The following is a 14,622-nucleotide window of genomic DNA, read 5'->3' as shown; positions in this document are numbered from 1 at the left end:
TGGCAATAGCGGCAGCAACGGCGGCTTTGCGTGGGTCGACTTCTTCTGTTTCAGCATTTTGAACAGGAGCTTCTACAGTTGAAGATGTTTCAGAAGCTTGTTGTGCTTTTTTAGCTTTAACACGCGCTAATGCAGCAGCAACGGCGGCTTTACGTGGATCAGCATCTTCGCTTTCACTCGCTATATTCTCACTCGAGGCTTCTAGTGCTTTTTGCTGTGCTAATTTAGCAGCTTGTTTTGCTCTTACTTCCTCTTTACGTTTTTTACGTGCAGCAATAGCGGCTGTATTATCTGGCTCTTCACCCGCTTTAACAGAAATAATTTTGCCAATACTTTGTTTTGCTTTTACGCGAGAAAGTGCAGATTGAACTTCACCGTGCTCTTCATCATCAAGTTTAACTACGGCACGTTGATGTCTGGCTTCACGTTCCAGTTTTTCGCGTTCCATACGTATTTTTTTCGCTTCAAAACGTGCTTTTGCCTCAGCCGCGCGTTTTGCTTCTGCATCAATTTCACGTATTTCTGCTTTTTCTTGGCGATAGTATTGAACTAACGGGATATTACTAGGGCAAACAAACGCACAAGCACCGCATTCAATACAATCAAATAAATTATGTTGTTGCGCTTTCTCATGCTCTTTACCTTTACTAAACCAGTAAAGTTGTTGAGGTAATAAACCACTAGGACAAGCATCAACACAATGACCACAACGGATACAGGCTTCTTCAAGGTTATCTGTATCCATCTCTTCGACTGAAGGAATCAGTAGGCAGTTGGTTATCTTAACAACAGGGGCATTTAAGTCTGGTAAGGTAAATCCCATTAATGGCCCTCCCATAATTACCATCTGCTCAGAGCCTGCAACAAAACCAGCTTGTTTTAGTAATGAGTAAATAGGTGTGCCTAAACGAGCCCAAAAGTTACCCGGTGTTTTAGCGCCATTACCTGTGACTGTGACAACACGTTCAATTAATGGCTCATCATCAATAATGGCACGTTTGATGGCAACAACCGTACCTACGTTTTGCATCAAGACGCCAATATCAGACGAACGTCCTCCTGATGGGACTTCTTTACCGGTTAAGATCTTAGTCAGTTGTTTAGCACCACCTGATGGGTATTTAGTTGGGATGACACGAATGAAAATACGCTTCTCATCAGGTACAGCACTTAAAGCGTGTTTTAATGACTCAATGGCTTCAGGCTTATTATCTTCAATACCAATTAACACTTCATCAGGAGAGAGAAGGTGAATTAAGATCTGACATCCAGCAATCACTTCATCAGCATGTTCTTGCATTAAGCGATCGTCTGCTGTGATATATGGTTCACACTCAGCTGCATTGATGATGAGTGTTTTAACGAGGTCACCACCACCTTTTAATTTTGATGCAGTTGGGAATCCCGCACCGCCTAATCCTGCAATACCAGCTTCATGGATACGGTTAAGTAATGTTTCTCTACTTTCTAATTGATAATCGATGATAGGGGATTTTTTTCGCCATTCATCTTTACCATCAGATTGAATTCTTACTGCAATTTCAGGTAATCCAGAAGGATGAGTACTTGGAAAAGGTTCTATTGTTGTAACTGTACCAGAGATAGATGCATGAACAGGTAATGTTCTACCAATCCCTTTTGTTAACGGTTGGCCTTTTAAGACATGCTCACCTACGCTGACACAAAGTTGCCCCGGTACACCTAAGTGCTGATGAATAGGAATAATCACTTCATCTGGTAATTGTGCGATACGCATTGGTGTACGACTGGACTGTATTTTCATTTCAGGAGGATGAATGCCGCCTTTAAAATCCCAGATTTTATCTTTTTTAAATAGTGAAAAGAGATTAAACATGAGCGTTATCCTCCGTCTTTAATGACGGTTCATCTTCAGGTGTTTCTTCTGGCTCTGCTGGAATGTTTTTTACAGGGATTGTATTTAAATCCCATTTCCAATTTGAGGTTGTGACTTTGACAGGAACCAAAGTTATACAATCAGTAGGGCAAGGAGGCACACATAAGTCACATCCAGTACATAAGTCTTCAATAACGGTGTGCATAGCACGTGTGGCACCCACAATGGCATCAACGGGGCACGCTTGAATACACTTAGTACATCCTATGCAATTATCTTCATCAATTAAGGCGACTTTTCTAATTGGATTTAATGCTTCTTCGTCACCATCAAGTGGTTGAGGATCAACACCCATCAATTCAGCTATTTTTAACATCACTTGTTCGCCACCCGGTGCACAACGGTTAATCATCTCACCATTGTTTGCGACTGCATCTGCATAAGGACGACACCCAGGATGACCACATTGTCCGCATTGGCTTTGCGGTAATATTGCGTCAATTTTTTCGACAATAGGATCTTCTTCCACTTTAAAGCGGCGTGCGGAATATCCCAAAATTAGCCCAAAGATAAGACCTAGCGCACCAAGTACGCCAATTGCTATCCATAAAGAATTCATTACAGTTTCACCAAACCACTAAAACCCATAAAGGCGAGAGACATTAAACCCGCGGTAATTAAACCAATTGAAGCACCTTTAAATGGTGCGGGTACATTGGCGACGGCTAAGCGTTCTCTAATTGCAGCAAATAATACCATTACAAGAGAAAAACCGACGGCTGCACCAAAACCATAAACGGCAGATTGCATAAATGTGTGAGCTTGATTGATATTTAATAATGCCACACCTAATACAGCGCAGTTTGTAGTGATTAAAGGCAAGAAGATCCCTAATAAACGATAGAGTGTTGGGCTTGTTTTTCTTACGACCATTTCAGTGAATTGTACAACTACTGCAATAACTAAAATAAAGCTCAGTGTGCGTAAATAAAGTAAGTCCAAAGGAACTAAAATAAAATTATCCATCAGCCAAGAACTAATCGAGGCGAGAGTCATAACAAAGGTTGTCGCAAATCCCATACCAATAGCGGTTTCTAATTTTTTTGATACACCCATAAATGGGCATAAACCAAGGAATTTGACGAGTACAAAGTTATTCACCAATACGGTGCCGACGAATAGAAGCAAGTAATCAGTCATTGTTATGCCAAAATTGTTAAACAGAGAAACAAAAAGCCTCCTGAAATAAAGAGGCTAAACAAGCGTATATAATATCAAGGGTAAAGGGGTGAAGTTATCGAACTTGTGTGAAAGTTTCACGAACACGTTTAGAGTACTTGATATAAGGCACAAAGCAGACAGTCGAGAAAACAGACCATAGAAGGGATTGTAATGCTGTTTGGTCGTCAACAGGTGCAAAACCAAAACTCTTGATTGCTAATAGTAAGTTGATAAGCAACCAAAAAATAAATAGACGCGGAAAGTTTTTAGCACGATAAAAAAATTGTCTTAGTAGATAAAGCGTAAAACTAAACATCACCCATGTTGTTAACGCGGAGAGATACCAACTTGAGATCAAATGAAAAGGAAGCTGGTGTAGGATCGAAAAGTCTGAAAAATATTTAATAATATACAAAACAGACATCAACCCAGAACCAATCACTGACAAGATCATATAAGCCAATGGCGCAAGCAGCCACCCTGTAATAGGCGCTTTTCCTGAAAGGTTATTCTGCGTGTTTGCTTTGAGATCAAATTTCATTAATTAATTATTCCTACTCGTATGTATAGAACTAAACAGGATATTATCACAAACTTTGTTATTATTTATTTAGCTACAAAAGTGAAAGTGATTTTTGTTAATAAAAAAGCATATAAAAATAGGATAGGGTTATGGCAATTAAACTCAATGTTGGGATTATCGGATATGGTTATGCAAGTAAAACCTTTCATGCTCCGCTAATAACAACAACCGAAGGTTTAAATCTTAGTGCAATTTCAAGCTCTGATGAAAATAAAGTTAAACAAGATTTTCCTCACATTACCGTTTATGCAGACCCTCAAGCACTTATTAATGATCCCTCAATAGACTTAATCATTATTCCAACGCCGAATAATACTCACTATTCACTGGCTTCACAGGCTCTAGAAAAAGGTAAACATGTTATTGTTGATAAACCGTTTACACTGACACTGGAAGAAGCTGAAAAATTAACTCAGCAAGCAACAGATGCCGGTAAACTCCTTTCTGTTTTTCATAATCGTCGTTGGGATTCCGGTTTCTTAACCGTTAAAAAACTTTTAGCGGATAAAACACTCGGCGATATCAATGCATATGAAGCGCATTTTGATCGTTTCCGTCCAACAGTGCGTCAACGTTGGCGAGAAGATGCAGGAATTGGCGGTGGACTTTGGTACGATCTCGCGCCTCATGTTCTTGACCAAGCGATTTGCCTATTTGGTGAACCTAAAGCAATTACTGCAGATATTGCTCAATTACGTCCTAATGCAAAAAATGCCGATTACTTTCATGCATTACTAGAATATGACAATCTTAGAGTCGTTCTTCATGCATCTATGTTAGTTGCGTCTCCAACACCTATTTTTGCTATTCATGGGACAAAAGGCAGTTATGTTAAATATGGTCTAGATACCCAAGAAGATGCCTTAAAAGCCGGTTATCTCCCTAATCAAACTTATAATTGGGGAATGGATAGTTTAGATGGTGAGTTAACAACATTGTCAGAGTCTGGTGAGTTAGAGACAACCAAACTCACTACACTTTCTGGTGATTATCCCGCTTACTATCAACAAATTTATCGTGCAATTACATTGGGTGAAGAAAATCCTGTTACGCCAATACAAGCAACAGCCATTATGCGTTTGATTGAAGCTGGCGAAATTTCTAATCGTTTAAAACAAACTATTACGCTATAAGCAAAAGGGAGCGTTAAATCTAATGTCTTGGTGGCAAAAACTAAAACTTGATCCTTTTCTCATGATTATGATTTGTGTGGTGACGCTAGCAACCCTACTACCCGCACAAGGCGATATTAAAGTCCTGTTCCAATATCTTACGACCGGAGCGATAGCACTGCTGTTCTTCTTGCATGGTGCCAAACTTTCTAGAGAGGCGATATTGGCAGGGCTTGGGCATTGGCGTTTACATCTTACGGTATTTGCTAGTACCTTTATTATTTTTCCTATTTTGGGGCTAGGATTACAAGTTATTGTGCCTGAATGGATGTCACCAACAGTCTATATGGGTTTTTTATATCTTTGTGCGTTACCTGCAACGGTTCAATCTGCCATTGCCTTTACTTCTGTGGCTGGGGGAAATGTAGCTGCTGCTATTTGTAGTGCATCTGCATCCAGTATTCTTGGTGTTTTTCTTTCGCCGGTATTAGTCGGTTTTTTAATGCAAACACAAGGCTCTGCGGATGATTTCGACACGGCAGGGGCTATTCAATCAATCTTACTGCAACTGATGGTACCTTTTATTATTGGTCATTTATCACGACCTTTAATTGGCCGTTGGGTTGATAAACATAAAAAATTAGTTAATAGAACGGATCGCTCTTCTATTTTGCTGGTGGTTTATGTTGCGTTTAGTGAGGCTGTTGTTGAAGGGATTTGGCATAAAATTGATGGTTGGTCGCTACTAACGATTGCAGTAGTGAGCTGTATTTTGTTAGCGATTGTCATTTTCGTGAACGTATACAGTGCTAGACTGCTTGGTTTTAATAAAGAAGATGAAATCACTATTGTTTTTTGTGGTTCTAAAAAGAGCTTAGCAAATGGTGTACCTATGGCGAATGTGTTATTTCCTGCAGCGACTGTTGGGGTAATGTTATTACCACTAATGATATTCCATCAGATCCAATTAATGGTTTGTGCTGTGTTAGCACAGCGCTACGCTAATCAATCTAAAGAAGCTGAAAAGAAATAACGTATTTAAGCTGGTGGGTAATCAATAATATTAATTAAATATTGATAATTACATAAATAAGAAAAAGCATCGACTTAGTTTTTATCGGTGCTTTTTTTATTTGTTATAAGGGGCATCATTCTTGTTATGGTCACTATTTTCTTTTTTATCTGTTAATGAAGGTTGTTGAGATTTAAAGGGAAGAGGTAAGCCGAATACAAGATAAATTAAGAAAACAAAACCCATATTTAAATAATCAGATTTATTATTTTTCACATCAACTTTTAATTCACAATCGATGGGTTCTAACTGGTCGTTAATATTATATTTTCCTTGGTAAAGTTCATTAAGAATTGCTTGCGCTTGCTCAAATTCTTTATAGTTAACCAGTAGTTTTACGCCACCAGTAGCTTGAGCATACACTTGGTTATTCCAAACAATATTTTCATCTAAAAGAATAGCATCAATACCTTCTGACTGAAGAAAGCCTGCTTCAATAGAGGCATCAAGTGGTGATAGATACTGTGCTAATAATCTATATTGACCTCTTGTCGGATGAATATTCCACATAGATTTTCCTTAATAATAAGTAACCCCTTGAAAATTAATTTTAGTCTAAGAATTATTAAGAATTCCATCTATTTTCAATAAATATAAAAAAACCATCTGATTAACAGATGGTTTTAATCAAAAAGCTATATAAAATATTAACGTGAGCTGACTTTCTTAATTAATGCGTCACGCTCTGCTTGGCTAATAAATGCCATTTTTAAGCCATTAATCTGAGTCTGGCGGATTTGCTCAGGCGTTAATCCAGCAGCCGGTGCAGCAACGGTATATTCGTGTTTTAGCTCAATACCTTCAACCGCAGGATCATCGGTATTAAGAGAGGCGATAATGCCATGCTCTAAAAATATTTTTAAAGGATGCTCTGCTAACGAATTGATAGTACTGGTTTGAATGTTCGATGTTAAGCAAGACTCAATCCCAATTTGATGTTCTGCGAGATAGTCCATTAAACGTGGATCTTCAATAGCTTTAACACCATGACCAATACGACTTGCCCCTAATTCTTTAATCGCATGCCAAATGCTTTCTGCACCCGCAGCTTCACCTGCGTGAACAGTAATATTCCAGCCAGTGTCACGGGCACGATTAAAATGAGGTTGGAATAAATGACCAGGGAAACCTAATTCATCACCCGCTAAATCAAGTGCAGTAATTTTATCTTGATGTTTTAGCAAGCCATTGAGTTCTTGTTGGCAGGCGTTTTCACCAAAGGTACGGCTTAAAATACCGATTAAACGAATGTCTACATCGTGAGATTGCAATGCACTCTGTACGCCATCAACAATAGCTTCCACTACACCTTCGACAGGAAGTTGATGTTTCATTGCCATATAGTAAGGAGAAAAACGCAGTTCAGCGTAATCAATACCCGCATTCACCACATCTACCACGTTTTCATAAGCAACACGGCGACATGCATCTAAGTCGGCTAAAACCGCCACACCCCAATCCAATTTTTGTAAAAAGCTAACAAGACTTGGCTCATTCTTTGTGATTTGCACATGAGGGCGCAATGCTTCTAATTCATAAGCTGGTAGCGCAATATTATGCTGTTTTGCTAACTCTAGAATTGTTTGAGGACGGATATTACCATCTAAATGGCGATGTAAATCGGTTAAAGGCAACTGTGTGTCAATCACGTGTTATTTTCCTTTTAATAGAAATAATGAAAATCTATCGTTTATAGTGATTTTCTTATAATCGGTAAGTTATAAAATAGTTGCGGGTTATTATGACTTATTTTTATTTTATTCACTAACAAATAAACATAAATTGGTTATTTCTGAAGCTAAAAATGACTATTTTTCTCAATTTCAAGTTAAAAAGTAAAAAATGAAAAATAGGGCTGCCTATTTATTAGCTACAATATTCAATGTAATTGACGCGTATTATCAAACTAACTGATACATTGGTTTTTGATCTAAAAATAGGGCTGTCATTACAATTGAAATATCCTATCAATTGTTTTGATAGGTTACTCAGGGATAAACGAACAGAAAAAATAGCCAAGATATTAATTTTTCATTTGGTTATTCAATAAATTACCTATTTTGTGTGTTTTTTTAATTTTATTAGCTAAAGTATTTAAGATGTTTTTCATAAAAGCATAATATTAAAATTTAGTTATATTTAAATTTATTCAGTTTTATATAAAATAAAAAATAAAACATCTGTATTATTAAATAAGTAATAAAGGAAAAGAAATTAAAGCCATAATGCTTCTTCGTTAAATATAACTATTTAATTGAATGGAGTCATTACATTATGACTTTTTAATGCTAATTTATTATTTAAATTTAAGGCTAATAATTATGAATGATAATTCTGATTTAAATATTGAAAAAAGAAATAATAAAATTAAAAATTTGTTGGCTTCAACCTTACTTCCTCCTTCATCAGAAAATAATCTTACTTATGGTTCTCAAGTCGTTACTGGCGATGGTGCGATTGCATTGGATTTGGTTGTTGTTATTGATACAAGTGGTTCAATGTCTGATGAATCTTCGGATTTGAGTAAAGAAGTTGATGCAGCAATACAAGAAGCGTCAGAAAAATGCCCATCAAAACTTCGGGTCACATTTTTAGGTATAGAAGGCACATGGGATGACACTAAATTTGATCAATCAGCCAGTGATTATTTAAAAGCATTGGGTGTTCCTGAAAATCGTTTACAGGCAAGAAAGCCGTTTAAAGAGGCTGACGGTCGTGATCATGCGGGTAATAAAGAGGATTTATGTCGTGCTGTGATTGATTTAAGTAAGCACTTTGATTGGCGTGATGGTGCGCGTCGTGCCATTTTTGTGTTGGGCGATGAAGGTATGGAAGGTGGCGGAGGTGTTCTTACTAATGCTGCTGTGATAAAAAATAATGAAGCGATAGCTGTTGCTCAGCACGAGAAAGTTAAAGTGTACACCTACCAAGGTACACCTGACGATAGAATGACTAATTTAGATCGTTTCCCAAGTATTGCTGATAGAGACAGTATTACAAAAGAGTATGTACGCTTAGCGAAGCAAACAGGAGGGCGTTCTTATATCTACACAACAGGTATCGCTAAGTTTTCATTAGTATTGCAAGAGATCCTCTGTGATAGCTTAACTCCGCCTAATATTCCTAAACCCCAGGAGAAAGAGACCAATTGCAAGCATGTCTGTGAGCAATTAACCTCTATTATCTCAACAGTAAATACGCTTGCTGGAATAATTAACAAAACCATTGATTCATGTTGTAAAGATGAGTGGAAAAATCATCATACTCCCGCTAAAGATTGTGATTGTTAATTAAGCGGTAATATAAAAAACACCCCAGTGCTATTTACAATGGGGTGTTCTATTTAAGGTTCTAATAGAAATTTAATTGTGAGCTTATTCTGGTTGTTGCTCAGGAATTAAGATTTCTTGTTCTTCGATGATAGCAGGATCTTCAGTCATTTCTTCTTGATAACCATCTTCTGAATAATCAGAGTCATCGTAATCGTAAGATGATGCGCCCATACCGAATAACATTGCAGCTAAACCTAACATTTGAGGAGCTTGAGTGACATCCATAAACTCATCAAAAGTGTAGGTTTTACCATTCATGGTAAATTTATCAGCAGCATAGTTCAGTTTCATGCTTAATGCATTACCGTCTTGTGCAAGTAACATCAGTGGTAATGCATCTTTCTCATCTTGAGAGATTTGATTGATATTTTGTTGTAATTCAGTTTTTAACTGCTCAACGTCAGCAGCTGTTGCTACTTCGATTTCTTTTTTCTCAGCATCGGTTAATGCGGTTTCTTGGTAACGAGCCGCGTCAAGATATTGAGTGGTGTTACGGAATTCAGCTAACATTGGAAGAGATAAATCAATATTGAAATCAATGTTTTTAAACAGATAGTTAAATAACTCTGCTGGTGATTTCTCTTGGTTTTCTAAAACTTTAACGTTAAAAGCATTTAAATCTAAGTTAAAGGTTAATTTACTTGCGCCGCTTTTATTAGTTAAAGAAGCTTCATCGATACGGAAAACTAAGCCTTTCTCCAGAACATCACGAACGGCTTGTTCAACCATTTCTGAATTATCAAAATGGTTTTTATTCCATGGTAACAATGAGTTGTTATAAACTTTAGTTAATAACAACATCGCATCAGGATCAGCTTTATCAATAGAATAGCCGAATTTACCTGCACCAAATTCGAGCCCCGCAACATTCAGTGACTTAAAGTAATAAGTTTGAGAGATATTAAAGAGCTTATCTTTGATATCACTTTTTGTTGTAAGAGAAACATCTTTCAGTGAGAAATCAGATGCTTTGTCTTTGCTGGTATGCGCAATTTCAGAAAAACTTAATAACTGTTCATTAAATAGGTATTGATCGTTATTAACTTTTGTTCCAGCAATAGCACCTGAAATATCCTTGATTGTGAAGGTTTCTTCACCATCTTTAGTCACAACAACTTGATCACCTTTAATTTTGGTTGAAAAGTTTGTTGCATTTTTATCTGATGAGAACTCAACAGTTAATGGTGTTGTTTTAACTGTGCCACCATTTTCAGCAAAATCGATAGGATTTAATGTTGCATCACCAGATACAGAGCCATCGAAAGCTAAAGAGGTGTGAACGTTAAAAAGAGATTTTTCTTTAGTTAGCTTGAATAAATCTTTTGTTGTGTTGTTATTAACCAACGTATTATTCATTGCTGCTAATTTTGGTGCCAAATTAAATTTAGCCAGATCAGAAAGAGGGAATGGACCGTGGTCAATATCAGTAGAGAAGACAACTTCTTCTACTTTTTTCTCTTGGTCTGCATCACTAGCATCTTGTGAAATCACGACAGCAAAGTCTGCATTAGAGGTGAAAACCCCTTTCTTATAGTCACGAATTTCAAGTTTAACATCAGCACCAAACTGTGCATTTTTAGCAAGTTGTGCCAATTGGACATTAGCTAGTTTCGTTTCTTCCTGTAAGCGACTTTCAATTTTACTGCCCATGTACCACGACGCACCAGTCCAAACAACACCTAGTGCGACGATAACACCAACAGCGACAAGCGATTTCTTCATAATTCTAGTCCATCCTCTGTGTACATCTGGCGATGTACGTTATAAAGGCTGTTTTGTAACCCTTAAACAACCCGATAAATTGGTGATAAATTTTACTAAATTTAAATATAGATAATCCACATATATACATCGCCATCTATATTAACCGTAAATATAGATTTAGTGGAATAAAATCGCAATCAGAACTTACTTAGTTAATCGCTAACGTAATGAGTTTAAAGCAAAATGAATATGATTTATAAGATAATTTAAATAAGGACTAAAACTCTTTTTTCTTACTCATTTTTAGATTTAGACAATATTTAATTGTGATGTGATTCTATTTATGATGAATAATAAAGGCTCATAATAAGTGTGGATATAATATGAAAGCTTAAATAATAACATTGGCAATAAAATAAGATTGCTAATCGTACTTTCTCCAAAAAATCAACAGATTTCATTCTGTTATAAATTTCATAAGCTCGCTTTAGCTCTCATATTTATTATTCTGTTTATGGCATGATACTGGTATCCGAGTTATTTACTAGAAAGTGATTCGGAATTAATCAATTATTCTGTGTACTTAAGGAGATTGAAATGGCAGCCACTCGCATTGAAAAAGACTCAATGGGACAAATCGAAGTACCAGCTGACCAGTTATGGGGAGCTCAAACGCAGCGTTCTCTTGAACACTTCCGTATTTCAGTTGAAAAAATGCCTGTTGCACTTATCCATGCGCTTGCTATCACAAAGAAAGCAGCCGCTGGTGTTAACATGGATTTAGGCTTATTACCAAAAGAGCGCGCTGATGCAATTATCGCAGCTGCAGATGAAGTGCTTGCAGGTAAACACCCAACTGAATTCCCATTAGCAATCTGGCAGACCGGTTCTGGCACTCAATCAAACATGAATATGAATGAAGTGTTGGCTAACCGTGGTAGTGAGATACTTGGTGGTATCCGTGGCATGGAACGTAAAATCCATCCGAACGATGATGTTAACAAAAGTCAGAGTTCAAATGATGTGTTCCCAACTGCCATGCATGTCGCTGCTGTTATTGCATTACGTCAGGATTTACTGCCAGAATTAAAATCACTGCTGAAAGTATTCAAAGAGAAAGCAGAAGCTTTCCATGATATCGTTAAAATTGGTCGTACTCACCTGCAAGATGCGACACCACTGACATTAGGTCAAGAAATCTCCGGTTGGGCTGCTATGCTTGAGCACAGCATCAAACATATCGATGATTCTGTTCCCCATGTTTGTGAATTAGCGCTAGGTGGTACAGCTGTGGGTACGGGGTTAAATACCCATCCAGAATATGCAGTTCGTGTTGCTAAGCGTATCGCTGAGTTGTCAGGTCAGCCTTTTGTAACGGCTCCTAATAAATTTGAAGCATTAGCAACTTGTGATGCATTAGTTCATTCACATGGTGCATTAAAAGGTTTAGCTTCTTCATTAATGAAGATTGCTAACGATGTGCGTTGGTTAGCTTCTGGTCCTCGTTGTGGTATTGGCGAAATCGCTATCCCAGAAAACGAACCAGGTAGTTCAATCATGCCAGGTAAAGTTAACCCAACACAATGTGAAGCATTAACGATGTTATGTGCTCAAGTAATGGGTAATGATGTTGCTATTAATATTGGTGGTGCATCAGGTAACTTTGAACTGAACGTTTATCGTCCAATGATCATCGACAACTTCTTACAATCAGTCCGTTTACTGGCTGATGGTATGCGCAGTTTCAATGAGCATTGTGCAATTGGTATTGAACCAAACCGTGAGCGTATCAATAAACTACTGCATGAATCATTAATGCTAGTGACTGCGTTAAATACTCATATCGGTTACGATAAAGCCGCTGAAATCGCGAAAAAAGCGCATAAAGAAGGCTTAACGCTAAAAGAATCCGCACTGAAACTGAACTACCTTACATCGGAAGAGTTCGATAGCTGGGTACGTCCAGAAGATATGGTTGGTAGTATGAAAAAATAAGTGTTAAATACACTTAGTTAGCCGATATTAAATCCCGCCATAATGGCGGGATTTTTAGATCTTATAGGAAAAATAATGACTGAAGAAATTACGTTTACGGCGACGGAAGTTAATTGCTATGTCGAAGATGATGTCACCATTATTGGAATAGGGGATGATGCAGTTTCTCCTGATCATTTCATTATTCTTTCAAGATTTGACGAAGAAGGTGAAGATATCGATAATTCGATTGGTTTAATGACTCATTTATCTGATATTGAAGCCATTAATACACTTGAAAAAATTACGCTTGATCGAAAAAATATTACCCTTGCACTAAAAAACAATGTGGTGATAACGATCCATTTAGATATTGAAGACAATCACTTTGTTCAGCTTAATGATTATCTTCTCCAAATCCTTCAAGGTAGTTCAATTAAACTTATTGAAAAATAAGATATTATCTATTCTTCAATGTACAAATGCATTCTTGGAATAATTAATTGTAGCTTTTTAGCTTTAGGGCGATGGCGAATTTGAATATTATCGGCATCATAATCAGGAAGCTCGCCAATAACAGGTTTAAAGTCGCTCTCTTTATCAATATAGAAAGCTAATAAAGGCAAGGGACACGCATATTGCACTTGTTTTTGAAGTTCTGAATACCAAACTCGAGCAATAGGTTGCACTTTGACAGGACGCTTTATTTTTAGTTTTGCATTTTCAGGTAATTGTGAAAGGGTAGTGATCTCTTTATCAATACGCTCAGCCCATTGTTCACTAGTATAAGGTGGCACTGCGCGATTGGCTTCACGACTTTTTTCTAATTGAGCCAAAACATCGTTACGCGTTAAATTCTTAATAATATTCTTATTCGCCCAACCAAAACGCACAGTATCTGGATCAGACAAAAGGGTGAGGGTACGATAAGCATTCAGCGTAATTAAACCTTTTAGCTGATTATGGACAAAATCAAAACGCTCTTCCTTCGATATGCCAGACTCTTTAGTGACAATATCTGAAAGCTGTTTTTTTAATAAATTAATTTTCTCAACATGTTCTTTTACAGACTTAAAAGTTTGATTATTCGTACTAAAACAGAGCACACCGGGTAAACGGATAGCGCGTTTACTACTGATGTGTGGGGCATTGTCATAAATAAAGAGATTCGCTATTAGCTTTAAAGTGAGTTCTCTAGCTTCTTCATTATAACTGGGTGACACTGTAACGCGAACGACCTCATCATGTTCTTCTTCTTTGCTCACTTCAGGCAATTCAAATACGGCTGATGGCAATAAGGTTAGATTTTTCAACACATCAGTTAGTGTTTTAATCTCAGTTTCTAATTGCTGAAAACAGAGATTGAATTGCTCAATTAAATCATATCGACTCATCTTAATATCCTTATTTAGTTACAACATACAAATGGCCTTTGTTTAAAACAATACATTAGCTTCAGTGAAAAGTACATCGCTTAACAGAGGAAAATGCCAAAAACACGGTGTACTGTATAAATAAACAGTATGCCGTAAAAAGGGCATATTTGGATGATATTTTTCCTAAAAAGAGGATTATTTGATGGTTTTTAAATCAACTTCGGTCTGTTTTTCATTCAGTTGTACTAATGAATCATGAATAACATCACAATCTGGTTTTGTTGGTGGGCAGTGTTCTGTAAACGCACTCGTAAGAGAGGTAAAAAAGAGAAACAGCAGAGTAATAGATAATTTTATGATAGGCATAATTGTTGTTCCTTCTTAAAGAATAAG

14 protein-coding genes are annotated in these 14,622 nt (G+C 37.0%); 5 read left to right on the top strand and 9 right to left on the bottom strand.

Annotation, left to right across the window (positions count from 1 at the left end):
* From rsxC to DK857_RS18215, 4 genes are all read right to left on the bottom strand, one after another.
* A partial coding sequence (gene rsxC / locus DK857_RS18230; RefSeq protein WP_109402936.1) for an electron transport complex subunit RsxC occupies positions 1 to 1,855 on the bottom strand: 1,855 nt, incomplete at its 3' end.
* On the bottom strand, positions 1,848 to 2,474 hold the full coding sequence (gene rsxB, locus DK857_RS18225) for an electron transport complex subunit RsxB (RefSeq protein ID WP_006536931.1): 627 nt from the start codon (positions 2,472 to 2,474) through the stop codon (positions 1,848 to 1,850). The genes rsxB and rsxC, both read right to left, overlap by 8 nt.
* Positions 2,474 to 3,055 (bottom strand): electron transport complex subunit RsxA, encoded by a 582-nt coding sequence (gene rsxA, locus DK857_RS18220; protein WP_006536930.1) that lies wholly within the window; start codon positions 3,053 to 3,055, stop codon positions 2,474 to 2,476. Before rsxA ends, rsxB begins: the two co-directional genes overlap by 1 nt.
* Positions 3,056 to 3,149: 94 nt before the next feature.
* Positions 3,150 to 3,617, bottom strand: a complete 468-nt coding sequence (locus tag DK857_RS18215) for a DUF2569 domain-containing protein (RefSeq protein ID WP_088495674.1) — start codon at positions 3,615 to 3,617, stop codon at positions 3,150 to 3,152.
* A 131-nt stretch (positions 3,618 to 3,748) separates the two neighbouring features.
* Between DK857_RS18215 and DK857_RS18210 the strand changes: the two genes are divergently transcribed.
* Positions 3,749 to 4,792, top strand: a complete 1,044-nt coding sequence (locus tag DK857_RS18210; RefSeq protein WP_109402935.1) for an oxidoreductase — start codon at positions 3,749 to 3,751, stop codon at positions 4,790 to 4,792.
* A 22-nt stretch (positions 4,793 to 4,814) separates the two neighbouring features.
* Positions 4,815 to 5,804 carry a bile acid:sodium symporter family protein gene (locus DK857_RS18205; protein WP_109402934.1) on the top strand — a complete coding sequence of 330 codons (990 nt, stop codon included), beginning with the start codon at positions 4,815 to 4,817 and terminating at the stop codon, positions 5,802 to 5,804.
* 96 nt (positions 5,805 to 5,900) lie between these two features.
* Here the strand turns inward: DK857_RS18205 and DK857_RS18200 are convergent, their stop codons facing one another.
* Positions 5,901 to 6,353, bottom strand: a complete 453-nt coding sequence (locus tag DK857_RS18200) for a putative signal transducing protein (RefSeq protein ID WP_193528613.1) — start codon at positions 6,351 to 6,353, stop codon at positions 5,901 to 5,903.
* 137 nt (positions 6,354 to 6,490) lie between these two features.
* Complete coding sequence (add, locus tag DK857_RS18195; protein WP_109402933.1) at positions 6,491 to 7,492, bottom strand: adenosine deaminase; 1,002 nt, start codon at positions 7,490 to 7,492, stop codon at positions 6,491 to 6,493.
* Between the two features lie 672 nt (positions 7,493 to 8,164).
* On the opposite strand from add, the gene DK857_RS18190 reads away from it, so the two are divergent.
* Positions 8,165 to 9,133 (top strand): hypothetical protein, encoded by a 969-nt coding sequence (locus tag DK857_RS18190; protein WP_109402932.1) that lies wholly within the window; start codon positions 8,165 to 8,167, stop codon positions 9,131 to 9,133.
* An 84-nt stretch (positions 9,134 to 9,217) separates the two neighbouring features.
* Here DK857_RS18190 and DK857_RS18185 read toward each other — a convergent pair whose 3' ends face one another.
* A complete protein-coding gene (locus DK857_RS18185; protein WP_109402931.1) occupies positions 9,218 to 10,897 on the bottom strand; it encodes a YdgA family protein in 1,680 nt (559 codons plus the stop codon).
* Positions 10,898 to 11,476: 579 nt separating this feature from the next.
* Here DK857_RS18185 and fumC point away from each other — a divergent pair.
* Together fumC and DK857_RS18175 are read left to right on the top strand one after the other, a co-directional pair.
* The gene (gene fumC, locus DK857_RS18180) at positions 11,477 to 12,874 is read left to right on the top strand and encodes a class II fumarate hydratase (RefSeq protein WP_100158199.1); all 1,398 of its coding nucleotides are present in this window, start codon (positions 11,477 to 11,479) and stop codon (positions 12,872 to 12,874) included.
* A 75-nt stretch (positions 12,875 to 12,949) separates the two neighbouring features.
* Complete coding sequence (locus DK857_RS18175; RefSeq protein ID WP_109395482.1) at positions 12,950 to 13,309, top strand: hypothetical protein; 360 nt, start codon at positions 12,950 to 12,952, stop codon at positions 13,307 to 13,309.
* Between the two features lie 8 nt (positions 13,310 to 13,317).
* Here DK857_RS18175 and tus read toward each other — a convergent pair whose 3' ends face one another.
* Complete coding sequence (gene tus / locus DK857_RS18170; protein WP_109395483.1) at positions 13,318 to 14,247, bottom strand: DNA replication terminus site-binding protein; 930 nt, start codon at positions 14,245 to 14,247, stop codon at positions 13,318 to 13,320.
* Between the two features lie 177 nt (positions 14,248 to 14,424).
* On the bottom strand, positions 14,425 to 14,595 hold the full coding sequence (locus DK857_RS19175) for a hypothetical protein (RefSeq protein ID WP_157957623.1): 171 nt from the start codon (positions 14,593 to 14,595) through the stop codon (positions 14,425 to 14,427).
* Positions 14,596 to 14,622 lie beyond the last annotated feature (27 nt).

This window comes from Proteus terrae, assembly GCF_003144325.1.
GTDB classification, from domain to species: domain Bacteria; phylum Pseudomonadota; class Gammaproteobacteria; order Enterobacterales; family Enterobacteriaceae; genus Proteus; species Proteus terrae.
Note: the sequence above shows the minus strand (reverse complement) of the source record. Positions and strands in the feature narration are given on the sequence as shown.

What these genes read in the sequence shown, in the direction of transcription:
- DK857_RS18175 (WP_109395482.1), top strand. Translation starts at nt 12,950, where the DNA reads ATGACTGAAGAAATTACGTTTACGGCGACGGAAGTTAATTGCTATGTC.
- DK857_RS18210 (WP_109402935.1), top strand. Translation starts at nt 3,749, where the DNA reads ATGGCAATTAAACTCAATGTTGGGATTATCGGATATGGTTATGCAAGT.
- rsxB (WP_006536931.1), bottom strand. Translation starts at nt 2,474, where the DNA reads ATGAATTCTTTATGGATAGCAATTGGCGTACTTGGTGCGCTAGGTCTT.
- DK857_RS18215 (WP_088495674.1), bottom strand. Translation starts at nt 3,617, where the DNA reads ATGAAATTTGATCTCAAAGCAAACACGCAGAATAACCTTTCAGGAAAA.
- DK857_RS18190 (WP_109402932.1), top strand. Translation starts at nt 8,165, where the DNA reads ATGAATGATAATTCTGATTTAAATATTGAAAAAAGAAATAATAAAATT.
- DK857_RS18205 (WP_109402934.1), top strand. Translation starts at nt 4,815, where the DNA reads ATGTCTTGGTGGCAAAAACTAAAACTTGATCCTTTTCTCATGATTATG.
- fumC (WP_100158199.1), top strand. Translation starts at nt 11,477, where the DNA reads ATGGCAGCCACTCGCATTGAAAAAGACTCAATGGGACAAATCGAAGTA.
- DK857_RS19175 (WP_157957623.1), bottom strand. Translation starts at nt 14,595, where the DNA reads ATGCCTATCATAAAATTATCTATTACTCTGCTGTTTCTCTTTTTTACC.
- rsxA (WP_006536930.1), bottom strand. Translation starts at nt 3,055, where the DNA reads ATGACTGATTACTTGCTTCTATTCGTCGGCACCGTATTGGTGAATAAC.
- DK857_RS18200 (WP_193528613.1), bottom strand. Translation starts at nt 6,353, where the DNA reads ATGTGGAATATTCATCCGACAAGAGGTCAATATAGATTATTAGCACAG.
- tus (WP_109395483.1), bottom strand. Translation starts at nt 14,247, where the DNA reads ATGAGTCGATATGATTTAATTGAGCAATTCAATCTCTGTTTTCAGCAA.
- DK857_RS18185 (WP_109402931.1), bottom strand. Translation starts at nt 10,897, where the DNA reads ATGAAGAAATCGCTTGTCGCTGTTGGTGTTATCGTCGCACTAGGTGTT.